At 69.8% G+C, this 13310-nt stretch carries 13 protein-coding genes; 6 read left to right on the top strand and 7 right to left on the bottom strand.

What is annotated here, in order from left to right:
- The first annotated feature begins 115 nt into the window (after positions 1 to 115).
- Positions 116 to 700: an antibiotic biosynthesis monooxygenase gene (locus CQ040_RS20190; protein ID WP_058632958.1), complete on the top strand. Its 585-nt coding sequence runs from the start codon at positions 116 to 118 to the stop codon at positions 698 to 700.
- 26 nt (positions 701 to 726) lie between these two features.
- Here the strand turns inward: CQ040_RS20190 and CQ040_RS20185 are convergent, their stop codons facing one another.
- The gene (locus CQ040_RS20185; RefSeq protein WP_105528461.1) at positions 727 to 1620 is read right to left on the bottom strand and encodes a LysR family transcriptional regulator; all 894 of its coding nucleotides are present in this window, start codon (positions 1618 to 1620) and stop codon (positions 727 to 729) included.
- A gap of 93 nt (positions 1621 to 1713) precedes the next feature.
- On the opposite strand from CQ040_RS20185, the gene CQ040_RS20180 reads away from it, so the two are divergent.
- Entirely contained in the window at positions 1714 to 2379 is a 666-nt protein-coding gene (locus tag CQ040_RS20180) for a type 1 glutamine amidotransferase domain-containing protein (RefSeq protein ID WP_105528462.1), read from the top strand.
- A gap of 51 nt (positions 2380 to 2430) precedes the next feature.
- Here the strand turns inward: CQ040_RS20180 and CQ040_RS20175 are convergent, their stop codons facing one another.
- The 6 genes from CQ040_RS20175 to CQ040_RS20150 all read right to left on the bottom strand — a co-directional run bounded on the left by CQ040_RS20175 (position 2431) and on the right by CQ040_RS20150 (position 9356).
- Positions 2431 to 3906: an MFS transporter gene (locus tag CQ040_RS20175; RefSeq protein ID WP_105528463.1), complete on the bottom strand. Its 1476-nt coding sequence runs from the start codon at positions 3904 to 3906 to the stop codon at positions 2431 to 2433.
- A gap of 156 nt (positions 3907 to 4062) precedes the next feature.
- Positions 4063 to 5196, bottom strand: coding sequence for a bifunctional 2-methylcitrate synthase/citrate synthase (locus CQ040_RS20170; protein ID WP_105528464.1), 1134 nt, complete (start codon positions 5194 to 5196; stop codon positions 4063 to 4065).
- Between the two features lie 2 nt (positions 5197 to 5198).
- Positions 5199 to 6101, bottom strand: coding sequence for a methylisocitrate lyase (prpB, locus tag CQ040_RS20165; RefSeq protein WP_105528465.1), 903 nt, complete (start codon positions 6099 to 6101; stop codon positions 5199 to 5201).
- Positions 6101 to 7627, bottom strand: coding sequence for an MmgE/PrpD family protein (locus CQ040_RS20160; RefSeq protein WP_105528466.1), 1527 nt, complete (start codon positions 7625 to 7627; stop codon positions 6101 to 6103). The genes prpB and CQ040_RS20160 overlap by 1 nt, the downstream gene beginning before the upstream one ends.
- 3 nt (positions 7628 to 7630) lie before the next feature.
- Complete coding sequence (locus CQ040_RS20155; RefSeq protein ID WP_105528467.1) at positions 7631 to 8314, bottom strand: GntR family transcriptional regulator; 684 nt, start codon at positions 8312 to 8314, stop codon at positions 7631 to 7633.
- A 34-nt stretch (positions 8315 to 8348) separates the two neighbouring features.
- The gene (locus CQ040_RS20150; RefSeq protein WP_105528468.1) at positions 8349 to 9356 is read right to left on the bottom strand and encodes a DMT family transporter; all 1008 of its coding nucleotides are present in this window, start codon (positions 9354 to 9356) and stop codon (positions 8349 to 8351) included.
- A 39-nt stretch (positions 9357 to 9395) separates the two neighbouring features.
- Here CQ040_RS20150 and CQ040_RS20145 point away from each other — a divergent pair, with 39 nt between their 5' ends.
- The 4 genes from CQ040_RS20145 to CQ040_RS20130 all read left to right on the top strand — a co-directional run.
- On the top strand, positions 9396 to 9932 hold the full coding sequence (locus tag CQ040_RS20145) for a CGNR zinc finger domain-containing protein (protein WP_105528469.1): 537 nt from the start codon (positions 9396 to 9398) through the stop codon (positions 9930 to 9932).
- Positions 9933 to 10283: 351 nt separating this feature from the next.
- Complete coding sequence (locus tag CQ040_RS20140) at positions 10284 to 10859, top strand: glucose-6-phosphate isomerase family protein (protein WP_105528711.1); 576 nt, start codon at positions 10284 to 10286, stop codon at positions 10857 to 10859.
- A 9-nt stretch (positions 10860 to 10868) separates the two neighbouring features.
- Positions 10869 to 12359 (top strand): xylulokinase, encoded by a 1491-nt coding sequence (xylB, locus tag CQ040_RS20135; RefSeq protein WP_105528712.1) that lies wholly within the window; start codon positions 10869 to 10871, stop codon positions 12357 to 12359.
- Positions 12335 to 13310: phosphoglycerate dehydrogenase (locus CQ040_RS20130; RefSeq protein ID WP_105720499.1), on the top strand; the 976-nt coding region annotated here is incomplete at its 3' end. The genes xylB and CQ040_RS20130, both read left to right, overlap by 25 nt.

The raw sequence follows: 13310 nt of genomic DNA, 5'->3' as shown, positions 1-13310 counted from the left end.
GGGGAGCGGCCGGGAACCTGCCGCATCCGAATTAGAATCGAGGGTGCGCCGCCACCCCTGGCGCATCCGCTTCGGCGTCCTGACCCCGGACGCCCGTTCCCCCGAGGACCGCACCATGTCCGAACCCCTCACCGTGTCCATCCGCCGCGAAGTCGACCCCGAGCGCATCGTCGAGGCGACCGCCTGGGTGCAGACGGGGGTGAACCTCGCGACGAAGTATCCGGGCTTCCTCGGCTCCGGCTGGGTGCGCGCCGGTGAGGACTCGCAGGTGTGGCACATGCTCTACCGCTTCGCGAGCGAGGATTCGCTCACCGCGTGGGAGCAGTCGGCCGAGCGGGCGTGGTGGCTGTCGATGGGCGAGGGCTTCGTGCGCAGCGAGCGCTCCAAGCGCCGCACCGGGATCGAGGGTTGGTTCGACGAGCCGACCACCGGCACGATCACGCTGCCCTCCTCCGACGGCACCACCGAGACCGTCACGGTCGCTCCGGCCCCGCCGCGGTGGAAGCAGGCGACCTCGATCTGGCTGGGCTTCTTCCCCGTGAACCTCGCCTTCACCTACGCGATGAGCCCCGTACCGGGATGGAACGAGCTGCCGATCTGGCTGCGAGTGCTCGTCACCACCCTCGTGCTCACGCCGATCATGGCGTACTGGGTGCTCCCGTTCGTCACCCGGTCGCTGCGGAGCTGGCTCACGCGCTGACGCCCGTCTCACCCGAGCATGCGGGATCAGGCGACGGCCAGCCGAAGCGCCCGCTCGATCTCGGCGACGACATCGGTGAGCGGACCGGGGCGGCGCACCAGGTAGAGGGTGTTGATCGGCGGGTCATCGGTCTCGCGCAGCACGGCCAGCCGCCCTTCGGCGAGCTCCTCCGCGATCAGGTAGGTCGGCAGCACCGTGGCCCCCGCGCCGGCGACGGCTGCCGCGGCGAGGGCTCGGAGGTCGGGCATGATCAGGGCGGGTTCGCGCTCGAGACGGAGGCCGAACACATGCCGCCAGTACCGCCGCAGGATCGGCACGTCGTGTGCGTAGGCGAGGAGCGGGGTGCCCTCGAGGGCGCTCGGCACGAGTTCAGCCGAAGCGCTGACCCCAAGCGACGGCGCGGCGACCAGCGCGAACTCCTCGTCGACGAGGGCCGCAGCAGGAAGCGCGCGCCCCTTCGGGCGGATGGCCGAGAGCACGAGATCGAGGCTTCCGGCACCGAGCTGTTCGAGCAGCTCATCCGCCAACCCCGTGGTGACGGTGATCCGCCGGCCCTCCGCGATCATCGGCGCCAGCGCCGGCATCACCACGCGCTCGACGAACTCACCCGCTCCACCGATGCGCACCGGCGGAGCGGTGGCCGGCGACGGACTTCCGACGGCGAGGGCGAGCGCGTCGAGCGGTCCGGACAGGCGCGCAGCCAGATCGTCGGCGCGGGGAGTGGGGACGATCCCGCGCGCATGGCGGATGAAGAGCGGCTCCCCCATGCTCCGCTCCAACGCCTGCAGCTGCGTCGTCACGGAGGACTGGGCGATTCCCAGCATCCGCGCCGCCGCCGACACCGACCCGGAGCGTTGCGCGGCGAGGAAGGTCCGCCACAGGGCGAGATCGCGCAGTCCATCGGAATTCCGATCGTTCATATCGCGAATCTATCGGAAGCGGATGCGGACATCAGCCGTTGTCCTCGGTATCTCATCCGCACGGCGTCTGCCGTCCGACCTTCTGGAGCACGCATGCCCTCTGTTCTCTTCGTCGTCACCGGCGCCCGCACCTGGACCCTCGCCGACGGCACCGCGCACCCGACCGGCTACTGGGCAGAAGAACTGCTGACCCCCTACCGACTGCTCAGCGAGGCCGGCCACACGGTGTCGTTCGCGACCCCGGGTGGCGTCGCGCCGGTGGCCGATGCGTCCAGCCTCGCCGAGGGCGACGCCGAGTCGATCGCCGCGATCGACGGGCTCACCGCCCCGCTGGTTCTGGCCGACGTCGACCCCGCAGCGTATGACGCGGTCTACTACCCCGGCGGTCACGGACCCATGCAGGATCTGGCGGTCGACGAAGACTCCGCCGCGCTGATCACGGCGACGCTCGCCGCCGGACGCCCGCTCGCAGCCGTCTGCCACGGGCTCGCAGCTCTGCTCCCGGCCCGCACCGCGGCGGGGGAATCGGTCGTGGCCGGACGCCGCATCACCGGGTTCACCGACGAGGAGGAGCGCATCGGCGGCCTCGCCGACCGTGCCCCGTTCCTGCTCGAGAGCGAGCTGCGGGCGCGGGGCGCCGACCTCGACATCGCCACCCCGTGGAGCGACCACACCGTCGTCGACGGGCTGCTCATCACCGGCCAGAACCCGCAGTCATCGGCATCCGCCGCCCGGGCGCTCGTCGCCGCGCTCGCCTGAGCGAGACCGGCGCCACGACCTGCGCGGCGCCGGTTCCGCTCCGTCTCGGGGCTACGCCCCGCTCGTCTTCCCCTTGTCCGCTGACTCGACGAGCGAGAGCGGATCCGCGATGTCCTCCAGCGACTTCCCCGCAGCGCTCACCCCGAACACTCCGCAGACGATGCCGCCGAACATCATGATCGCCGCACCGAGCACGTAGCCCCAGAACAGCGGGCCGCGGTCGCCGCTCTCGGCGCTCTGACCGATCAGGGCGCCGTAGAGCACCGGTGCGATCGCTCCGACCAGCTGCCCGATGGAGAAGATGTAGGAGATGACCTGGCTGCGCAGCTCCAACGGGAAGATCTCGCTCACGGTCAGATAGGCCGCGGAGGCGCCGGCGGAAGCGAAGAAGAACGAGGCACACCAGAATGCCGTGTGCGTCGCCGCGTTCAGCACTCCGGCGTTGAACAGGAAGGCGCTCACGAGAAGGATGAGGCCGGCGAGCATGTACGTGCCGAACAACATCCGTCGGCGGCCCCAGGTGTCGAAGAAGTGCCCGAGGATGAGCGCACCGGCGAGATTGCCCACCGCGAACACGATGAAGTACTGCGACGCCGAAGCCGGCGGGGTGTCGTAGAAGTTCTCCAGCACCAGCGCGTACGTGAAGAAGATCGCGTTGTAGAGGAACGACTGCGTCACCATCATCGTGATGCCCACCAGGGTGCGCCGCGGGTACTTGCGGAACAGCACCTTCGCGATGACGAGGAACGGCACGCGGCCGTACTCCTTGACCGTGATCGCCTTGCTCTCGTCCACAGGCGGGATCGTCTTGCCCTCCTTGCGGATGCGCTCCTCGATCTCGTCGACGTTGCGCTCTGCGGCCTCCTCCCGGCCGTGGGTCATCTGCCAGCGCGGGCTCTCCGGGATGTGTCGGCGCATGTAGATGAGCAGCAGCCCGAGTATGGGGCCGAGGAAGAAGCTGAGCCGCCACCCGATGTCCTCCGGCAGGATGTCGGTGTTCAGGAAGAACACGTTCGCCACCGCACCGAGCGCCGCGCCACCCCAGTAGGTGCCGTTGATCGCGATGTCGACACGTCCGCGGTAGCGCGCCGGGATGATCTCGTCGATCGCCGAGTTGATCGCCGCGTACTCGCCGCCGATGCCGGCACCGGCGACGAACCGCCAGATGTAGAAGAACCAGGGCGCGAAGGCGAGACCGGCGACGGCGGATCCGACCAGGTAGACCGCGAGCGACACGAGGAAGAGCTTCTTGCGTCCGAGGCGATCGGTGAGGCGTCCGAAGAAGAGCGCTCCGAACACCTGCCCGAGCAGGTAGCACGTGCCGGCCAGCCCCACCTCGGCCGGTCCCATACCGAGGGTGGCGGCGTAGCCGTTCGCGGCGACGATCTGCACTTCGAGGCCGTCAAGGATCCACGAGAAGCCGAGCCCGACGACGATCAGCCAGTGGAATCGCGACCACGGCAGCCGGTCCATGCGCGCAGGAACGAGCGATTTGACCTCTTTGACGGTGGCGTCGGATGCGGACATGGACCCTCCTTCGTGCGCGGGGCGGAAACTCCCCGGCATCTGTCTTACTCCGAGGAGGAATTCGCTGCACTGCCTTGACCGCGGGGATCCCACCGCGCTAAGCACGACGAAAAGGCCCCGATGCGGTCGACGCATCAGGGCCTTTCGTCCGTCGGGTCAGTCGGTGACGTGCCGCTCGTCGGGGCCGTCGTAGAAGGACAGCGGACGGATGAGCGCGTTCGATCCGGCCTGCTCGATCACGTGCGCGGTCCAGCCCGTCACCCGTGCCGCCACGAAGAGCGGCGTGAACGTGAGGGTGTCGAACCCGATCAGGTTGTAGGCCGGACCCGAGGGATAGTCGAGGTTCGGGTAGATGCCCTTGCGCGCGACGAACTCCGACTCGAGCGCGTCGTAGAGAGCGGCCACATCGGGGCGGTCGTAGTGCTCCACGAGGGTGTCGAGCGCCGCCTTCATGGTCGGCACGCGGGAGTCGCCCTTCTTGTAGACGCGGTGCCCGAAGCCCATGATCTTGCGCTTCTCGGCGAGAGCCGCATCCAGCCAGGGCACGACGTTCTCGGCCGTGCCGATGTCGTCGAAGATGTGCAGCACGGCCTCGTTGGCGCCACCGTGCAGCGGACCCTTGAGCGCGCCGATCGCACCGACCACTGCCGAGTAGATGTCACTCAGGGTCGAGGTGATCACGCGCGCGGTGAACGTCGAGGCGTTGAAGGAGTGCTCGGCGTAGAGGATCATCGAGCGGTTGAAGGCATCCACCACGACGTCGTCTGCCTCTTCCCCGAACGTCATCCAGAGGAAGTTCGCGGAGTAGTCGAGGTCGTCGCGCGGCGCGATGATCTCCTGGCCGCGACGACGACGCTGACCGTAGGCGACGATCGCCGGGAGAGCGGCGAACAGGCGGATGCTGCGCTCGAGGTTCTGCTCCGGACTGCCGCCCGCGTCGAGCACCGAGCCGCCGGCACCGGGGTCGGAGGCGCCGATCAGGCTGACCGCGGTGCGCACCTCGTCCATCGGGTGCGCGTCGAGCGGCACCAGATCGATCGCGGTCTTGACGTTGTCGGCAAGCGCGCGGTGCTTGCGTTCCTCGAGCCGGAAGGCCGCGAGCTCCTCCGGTGTGGGCAGCTCGCCGTTCCACAGCAGGTAGGCGACGGCCTCGAACGGCTGCGTGTCGGCCAGCTCCTGCACGGGGTAGCCGCGATACAGCAGGCTGTTCGTCTCGGGGTTGACCTTCGAGATCGCGGTCGTGTCGACGACGACGCCAGCGAGGCCCTTCTTGATGTCCGGCTCGGTCATGGTCACTCCTTCGTGATGGTGAAGTTGAAGACGCCCGAGTCGAAGTGGTTGTACGACTCGTAGTCGATCAGATCGTAGAGATCGGCGCGGTGCTGCATCTCGCCGAGCTTCGAGGTCAGGTGCCCCTCGTCGTTCAGCGTATCGAGCGCACGGCCCGCCGCCCCCATCGCGATGCGCAGCAGCGACACCGGCCAGATGACCAGGTTCACCCCGGCGTCACGCAACTGCTCGACCGAGAACAGCTCGCTCTTGCCGAACTCCGTCATGTTCGCCAGGATCGGCACGTCGAGCGCCTCGGCCATGGCCTCGAACTCGGCCAGCGTGCGCATCGCCTCGGGGAACACCGCGTCGGCTCCAGCATCCACCAGGGCCTTCGCCCGGTCGATCGCGGCGTCCAGTCCCTCGACTGCGCGGATGTCGGTGCGCGCCATGATGAGGAAGTTCTCGTCGCGACGGGCGTCGGCGGCGGCGCGGATGCGCTTGATCGCGGTGTTCTCGTCGACCACGGCCTTGCCGTCGAGGTGTCCGCAGCGCTTCGGGTTGATCTGGTCCTCGATGTGCGTGCCGGCGAGGCCTGCGTCTTCGAGCTCCTGGATCGTGCGGGCGACGTTCATCGGCTCGCCGAAGCCGGTGTCGGCATCGACGATCGCGGGGAGGTCGGTCATGCGGGCGATCTGCTTCGCGCGTCCGGCGACCTCGGTGAGCGTGGTGAGGCCGATGTCGGGCAGCCCTAGGTCTGCTGCGAGCACGGCACCGGAGATGTAGACCCCGTCGAAGCCCTTCTGCTCGATCAGACGCGCGCTCAGCGGGTTGAACGCGCCGGGGAAGCGCAACAGCTCACCGCTCGCGAGGCGCTCGCGGAACAGCCGGCGCTTCTCGGCGGGCGTGACGGTGGAGTACAGCATCAGAAGAGTCCCGCAGGAGACGGCGCTGCCTCGAGAAGGCCGGGCTTCGCGACGATCGACAGCTCGCCGACCTCGGCAGCGGTCAGCTCGGGCAGGCGCTGCACAAGGGCGAGGAACCGCTCGATCTCGGCCGGCTCGAGCACGGGCTCTGCCAGCAGACGGAACTTCGCGATGTAGTTGTCCCGCGCGAACGGACGCGCTCCGAGCGGGTGCGCATCGGCCACGGCGATCTCGTCCACCACGGTCGAGCCATCGGTCAGGCGGATCTCGACGCGACCGCCGAACGCCTTCTCGGCCGGGTCTTCGGAGTGGTAGCGGCGCGTCCACTCGGCATCCTCGGCCGTGGTGATCTTGTGCCACAGCGCGACCGTGTCGGCACGGCCCGCACGCTCGGGGGCGTAGGAGTCGACGTGGTGCCAGCCGCCATCCTGCAGCGCGACCGCGAAGATGTAGGGCACCGAGTGGTCGAGCGTCTCGCGCGATGCGGTCGGGTCGTACTTCTGCGGGTCGTTCGCGCCGGAGCCGATCACGTTGTGGGTGTGGTGGCTGGTGTGGATGACGATCGAGTCGATGTTCGCGGGGTCGCGCAGCGCCGGGTTCGAGGTTCCGAGCTTGCGGGCGAGGTCGATCAGCGCCTGGGCCTGGTACTCGGCCGAGTGCTCCTTCGTGTACGAGTCGAGGATCGCGCGCTTGGGCTCACCCGCGGCGGGCAGCGGCACGTCGTAGGAGGCGTCCTTGCCGTCGAGCATCCAGGCGATCACGCCGTCTTCGCCTTCGTAGATCGGCGCGGGGCTGGTCTGGCCGCGCATGGCCCGGTCGACCGCCTCGACGGCCATCTTGCCGGCGAAGGCGGGGGCGTGCGCCTTCCAGGTCGAGATCTCGCCCTTGCGGCTCTGACGCGTGGCGGTCGTGGTGTGCAGGCCCTGTCCGACGGCCTGGTAGATGGTCTCGACGTCGAGGCCGAGCAGGGTGCCGATGCCGGCGGCGGCCGACGGGCCGAGGTGGGCGACGTGGTCGATCTTGTGCTTGTGCAGGCAGATCGCGCGCACCAGGTCCATCTGGATCTCGTAGCCGGTGGCGATGCCGCGCACGAGCGCCCGGCCGTCCTTGCCGACGTGCTGCGCGACCGCGAGGATCGGCGGGATGTTGTCGCCCGGGTGCGAGTACTCGGCGGCCAGGAACGTGTCGTGGTAGTCGAGCTCGCGCACGGCGACGCCGTTCGCCCAGGCCGCCCACTCGGGGCTCGTGCGGTGGTCGAGCGCCGCACCGAAGAGGTTCGCGCCGACGCCGCCGGTCGAGACGGGGTGGCTGAACGCCTGCGCACGGGCCGCGTTGATCGGCGCGCGGGTGAGTGAGGCCGCCGCCACCGAGGCGTTGTCGATGATGCGGTTGATGATCATGTCGACGACGTGCTGCTCGACCTCGACCTGGTCGGCGGCGACCTCGGCGATCTTCCAGGCGAGCTGGTCTTCGCGGGCGAGGTTCTCGTCGCTGCGGTGTACACGGACGTGGTGGGTGACAGTCATTTCTTATCCTTCACTGTTGCGGGAGTCGACACTGTTGCTGGAGTCGAGAGAGTCGAGGATGCCGGCGAGCGCGTTGTGCAGGTGCACGTGCGTGGCATGGGCGGCGAGGTCGCCGTCGCGGGCGGCGAGCGCTTCGGCGATGGTGCGGTGCTCGGCGGCGGAGGCCGCGAGGCGGGTGGGCTTGTCGCGGGCCATCCGGCGCACCCGCACGAGATGCGTGCGCACGGTGCGCAGCGCCGAGGCGATGTAGTCGTTGGCGACAGCCGCGTCGAGGGCGGCGTCGAAGCGGGCGATCAGCGCGTAGTAGGCGTCGCGGCCTTCGACCGCAGCGAGGTCGACGTGCGCGAATTCGTCGGCGAGGGCGGCGAACAGGGCGGCGTCTCCCCTGGCGGCGGCGAGGCGGGCCGAGCTCTCCTCGAGCGCGCGGCGGATCTCGAAGAGTGAGCGGATGTCGTCGGCGTCGAGGTCGGCGACCACCGTGACCCGCGGCGACTGCTGCACGACGAGCCCATCCGCGATGAGCCGTCGCAGCGCTTCGCGCATCGGGGTGCGACTCACGCCGAGGCGTTCGGCCTGTTCGACCTCGCCGAGCACGAAGCCGGCCGCAAGAGCGCCGGACTGGATGCCGTCGAGCAGCGCCGCATACGCGCGATCGCTCGCGGAGGTGCGTTCGACAACCAGGGTCATGCCCTCAGTGTATACATAAAGCGGCTAGATGGGTTCAGATATCTTCCGGAGTGCGCTTCTCGTATACATTCTTGCCCGCCGGCACCGGCTCGATGAACTCCGGGGCGGAGGGCTCACCCAGCTTGACGACCACGACGCCGACAAGCACGAGCACGCCGCCGAGAGCCTGCAGCAGGTCGGGCAACTGCCCGAGCAGCAGCCACCCGAACAGCAGAGCAGCGACCACCTCGGCGAGTGCGACGAACGAGGCGAGCCGCGAGCCCAGCATCCGGGTCGAAGCGATGCCGAGCAGATAGGCGAGCGCAGTCGCGACGACACCCATCGCCAGCACCGGCACGAACCACGGCACGCTGCCGAACCGGTACGCGATGTCGTCGGTCGTCCAGGTGATCGGCAGCACGCCGATCGCCCCGGCTGCGGTGAGCCCGAGTGCCCCGAGCAGCAGGCCGCTGCCGGCGAGCGCGATGGGCGGCAGTCCCGTGTCAGCTTTGGCCGAGAGCACGAAGTAGGTCGCCGCTCCCACCATGGCTCCGAGCGCCCACAGGATGCCGGCCACGTTCACATCGGCCCCGGTGAGGATGTCGAGCATGAGCACCAGGCCGACGAAGGCGATGGCCGCACCGATGATGCTCCGACGCGTCGGGCGCTCCCCTCGCCGCAGCCAGAGCCACAGCAGCACCGCGACCGGAGCGGTGTACTCGATGAGCAGAGCCAGGCCCACATCCATGACCGCGACGGCCTGGAAGTAGAAGAGCTGCGTCGCCGTGACCGCGAGCAGTCCGTAAGCGAGGATCATGCCCGCGTTGCGACGCAGCAGACCCCACCGCCCGCGCAGGGAGAGGATCGTGGGGATGAGCAGCACGAGGGCTGCGACCCAGATGCGTGCGGTGACGGCGGCGCCAGGAGTCCATCCGGCATCGATGAGCCCGCGCGCCCAGCCGCCGGACATGCCGAAGGCGAAGGCTGCGGCGATCGCGAGCGGCAGCCCGAGGCGCACGTCACGTGCGGACGCGACCATCGTGTCACTGCTCACCTTGCTCATGATCGATGACGCTACTCGCGGGCGCTGTAAGATGTCAACATGATCTTCACCGATGACACGGAGGATGCCCTGCGCTCCGCCGTCTGGCTCGTGAACTCCGCGGAGCATCCGGACACGCTGACCGACATCGCCGACGAGGCCGCGTTCCTCGAGGAGTTCCCCTACACCGGGCGACTCGACCGCGACGAGAAGGAAGTCGCCTCGCTGCGCAGCCTGCGCCCCCGTCTGCGCGCGATGCTGCTGGCACCCCGCGACGAGATGGCCGCCCACGTCAACGACGCCCTCGCGGAGTCGCGGCTCACCCCCGCATTGCGCCGCCACGACGGCACCGACTGGCACCTGCACGCCGTGGCCGACGACCACCCCCTCGCGGAGCGCGTGCTGATCGAGACCGCGATGGCCATGATCGATGTCATCCGCTCCGACGAGGGCTCACGCCTCACCGTCTGCGAAGACGACACCTGCCAGGCGATCGCGCTCGACCTGTCCCGCAACCGCTCGAAACGGTACTGCTCGACCACGTGCGCGAACCGCAACGCCGTCGCCGCCTACCGCGCCCGGCTCGCGGAGGCCTGAACCGGCGCGCTCGCGGCATCGCTCACCCCCGCGCTCCGGCCCCGCGCTCCAACGACCCCTCTAGGCTCCGGTCGCAGTTCCTGCCGGATTCTTCGCGATCAGGCGGCACCAACTGCGACCGGAGCAGCAGCAGGCCACACCAACTGCGACCGGAGCGGCAGCGGGCCACGCCAACTGCGACCGGAGTGGCAGCCGCCGACCCCCGTCCGCCAACCCTCACCCCGCGCGCAGATGCGCGCCGCAGATCGCGCGCGGGCGCAACCCGCTCTGGACGCCACCTGTCATAACAGGTACAGTGAACCTGTCATTACAGGTTGCGCACCGCCGCAGCATCCGTTACGAGGAGCACCGATGCCCGAGTTCCACACCCCGCCGATCTCTCCGATGGCGATCGCCTTCGACGCCGAGAAGCTCACGCTCTCTCCCGAAGGACCGACCCTCACCCGGCGGATGTCCGACCTCGAGGGGCTCTTCCTCGATGCCGAGGCCTGGGCTGCGGCATCCGCCGGCGAGAACCCCGTGGTCTACACGGTCGTGAGCTCCCCCGTGCCCGAGATCGACCGGGAGCTGCCGCAGTCGATAACCACGATCATGCCCGGCGACACGGCCGGCGAGCTCTGGATGACCAAGGGACACCAGCACCCGAACCACCAGGGCGAGATCTACCTGGCGTTGAAGGGCCACGGCGGACTGCTCATGTTCGACGGCGAGCGCACCGAGTGGCTCGACATGCTTCCCGGCACGATCGGCTACATCCCCCCGGGCTGGGCGCACCGCTCGGTCAACACCGGCGACGAGCCCTACGCCTTCCTCGCGGTGTATCCGGGAGGAGCAGGGCACGACTACGGCTGGGTGCTGGAGCACGGAATGGGCTCGCGTGCCTATCGCGCAGCCTCCGGCGTCGACCTGCGTCCCTACGCGGAATAGGCTCCGGCCATGATCATCGCGCACGACCTGGGCACTACCGGCAACAAGGCGTCGCTCCACCACGACGACGGCCGGATCGTCGCCTCGGTCACCGTGCCGTACCCCGCGCACTTCGCCGCCGGCGGGGTCGCCGAGCAGAACCCCGCCGACTGGTGGGACGCGGTCGTCACGGCGACCCGCGACCTGATCGCCCGCACCGGCACGGCCCCGACCGACGTCGCAGGGCTCGTGGTGAGCGGCCAGATGATGGGCGCCGTGCTGCTCGATGCCGACGGCGAACCCGCACGCCCGGCGATCATCTGGGCCGACACGAGGGCCGGCGCGCAGCAGCGCGAACTCGAGGCCGCGGTCGGCGCCGAGCGTGCCTACGGCATCCTCGGCCACCGCCTCAACCCGACGTACTCGGTCGAGAAGATCATGTGGGTGCGCGACAACGAGCCCGACACCTGGGCGCGCGTGCGTCGGGTGTGCGTCGCGAAGGACTTCATCGTGCTGCGCCTCACCGGACGCCTCGCGACCGACCGCTCGGATGCCTCGGGCACCAACGCCTACGATCAGGCGACAGGCACCTGGTCGGACGAGGTGCTGCAGGCTGCACGACTCGACCCCGCACTGTTCCCCGAGATCCTGGAATCCACGCAGATCGCCGGCACACTGACGGATGCCGCAGCCATGGCCCTCGGCCTGCCCACGAGCGTCAGCGTGGTGATGGGCGGCGGCGACGGTCCGATGGCCGCCGTCGGCTCGGGTGTCGTCGCGCCGGAGGACGGCCCCTACGTGTGCCTCGGCACCTCGTCGTGGATCTCGTTCGCCGCCGACGCCCCGCTGCACGACCCCGCGATGCGCACCTTCACCTTCGACAACGTCGTGCCCGGCTCGTTCGTGCCCACCGCCACCATGCAGGCCGGCGGCGCCTCCGTGCAGTGGATCGCCGAGGCCCTCTCCCGCGACCCCGCGCACCCCGAGACCGCGCGGCTGACGGCCGAGGCATCCGCCGACGTCGACACCGACGACCTCTACTTCCTCCCCTACCTCCTCGGCGAGCGCTCCCCCATGTGGGATCCGGATGCCCGTGGCGCGTTCGTCGGCCTCGCCCGCCATCACGGCAGGGCGCACCTCGTGCGGGCCGTGCTCGAGGGCACCGCATTCAATCTGCTCAGCTGCATCCAGGCGTTCCGCGAAGCCGGTACCTCGATCGACCGCATCGACGCGGTCGGTGGCGGAGCCCAGAGCGACGTGTACCTCTCGGTGCTCGCCGACGTGTGGGGCGTGCCCGTGCGCCGTCGCACGATCGTCGAAGAGGCGAACAGCCTCGGCGCCGCGGTCACCGCCGCGGTCGGACTCGGACTCACCGACTTCTCGGCCGCCCGCGCCCTGAGCGAGGTCACCGCCGAGTTCACCCCGGATGCCGCACGTCACGCCGTCTACGCCGAGCGGCACGCCCGCTTCGCCGACGCCTACACGGCCCTCGCGCCGTGGTTCGCCGGACGGCCGCGCTGATGGGCGTCATCCTCGTCACCAGCCGCTCGTTCTCGGACGGCGACCTCGACCTGGTCGAACGTGCGGCGCAGGCCGGGCATCGCATTCTGCGCGGACCGGCGCACCACGACCTCGACGAGCTGCGGTCGCTGCTGCACGGTGCCGATGCGTGGATCGCCGGCACCGGTGCGGTCACGGATGCTCATTTCGCCGCCGCTCCGAAGCTCAAGGTCGTCGCCCGGTATGGCGTCGGCACCGAGTCGGTCGACCTGGCGGCGGCGCGCGATCGCGGCATCCCGGTGACCAACACCCCCGGCGCCAACGCCGACGCGGTCGCCGACCATGCGGTCGGGCTCATGCTCGCCACCCTCCGGTTCGTACCTGACGGCGACCGCCGCGTGCGCGCCGGCGACTGGGGCGTGCGTCGCGGTCGGGAGCTCGGTGCCGCAACCGTCGGCATCGTCGGCTTCGGGCGGATCGGCCAGGGGGTCGCCGCACGGCTGAGCGGCTTCGGTCCGCGCGTGCTCGCGGCCGACCCGTTCCTGCCTGACGACGTCGTTCGCGCTCGCGGTGCAGAACCCGTCTCACTCGACGAACTGTTCGGTCATGCCGACGTCATCACGCTGCACGCCCCCGGGGGCCAGCGGCTCGTCGACGCCGAGCGCCTCGCGGGCATGCGACCGGGCACTGTGCTGGTCAACACCGCCCGCGGCGACCTGATCGACGAGGCCGCTGTGGCACAGGCGCTGCACGATGGCATCCTCGCCGGCTATGCGGCAGACACCCTCGACGGCGACACGGCCGCGCACGACAGCCCGCTGCTCGCACCCGAGCTCGCCGACCGCGTGATCGTCACCCCGCACCTGGGCGCGCAGACCACGCAGGCCGTCGACAACATGGGCTCCCTCTCGCTCGCCGACGTGATCGCGATCCTCGCAGGCGTCGAGCCCGCCCACCCCGTTCCCGTCTCCG

This window comes from Microbacterium sp. MYb54 (genome assembly GCF_002979515.1).
Taxonomy (GTDB): Bacteria; Actinomycetota; Actinomycetes; order Actinomycetales; family Microbacteriaceae; genus Microbacterium.
The sequence above is the reverse complement of the archived record's forward strand: the minus strand, read 5'-3'. Positions and strand labels throughout refer to the sequence as shown.

What these genes read in the sequence shown, in the direction of transcription:
- CQ040_RS20190 (WP_058632958.1), top strand. Translation starts at nt 116, where the DNA reads ATGTCCGAACCCCTCACCGTGTCCATCCGCCGCGAAGTCGACCCCGAG.
- CQ040_RS20185 (WP_105528461.1), bottom strand. Translation starts at nt 1,620, where the DNA reads ATGAACGATCGGAATTCCGATGGACTGCGCGATCTCGCCCTGTGGCGG.
- CQ040_RS20180 (WP_105528462.1), top strand. Translation starts at nt 1,714, where the DNA reads ATGCCCTCTGTTCTCTTCGTCGTCACCGGCGCCCGCACCTGGACCCTC.
- CQ040_RS20175 (WP_105528463.1), bottom strand. Translation starts at nt 3,906, where the DNA reads ATGTCCGCATCCGACGCCACCGTCAAAGAGGTCAAATCGCTCGTTCCT.
- CQ040_RS20170 (WP_105528464.1), bottom strand. Translation starts at nt 5,196, where the DNA reads ATGACCGAGCCGGACATCAAGAAGGGCCTCGCTGGCGTCGTCGTCGAC.
- prpB (WP_105528465.1), bottom strand. Translation starts at nt 6,101, where the DNA reads ATGCTGTACTCCACCGTCACGCCCGCCGAGAAGCGCCGGCTGTTCCGC.
- CQ040_RS20160 (WP_105528466.1), bottom strand. Translation starts at nt 7,627, where the DNA reads ATGACTGTCACCCACCACGTCCGTGTACACCGCAGCGACGAGAACCTC.
- CQ040_RS20155 (WP_105528467.1), bottom strand. Translation starts at nt 8,314, where the DNA reads ATGACCCTGGTTGTCGAACGCACCTCCGCGAGCGATCGCGCGTATGCG.
- CQ040_RS20150 (WP_105528468.1), bottom strand. Translation starts at nt 9,356, where the DNA reads ATGAGCAAGGTGAGCAGTGACACGATGGTCGCGTCCGCACGTGACGTG.
- CQ040_RS20145 (WP_105528469.1), top strand. Translation starts at nt 9,396, where the DNA reads ATGATCTTCACCGATGACACGGAGGATGCCCTGCGCTCCGCCGTCTGG.
- CQ040_RS20140 (WP_105528711.1), top strand. Translation starts at nt 10,284, where the DNA reads ATGCCCGAGTTCCACACCCCGCCGATCTCTCCGATGGCGATCGCCTTC.
- xylB (WP_105528712.1), top strand. Translation starts at nt 10,869, where the DNA reads ATGATCATCGCGCACGACCTGGGCACTACCGGCAACAAGGCGTCGCTC.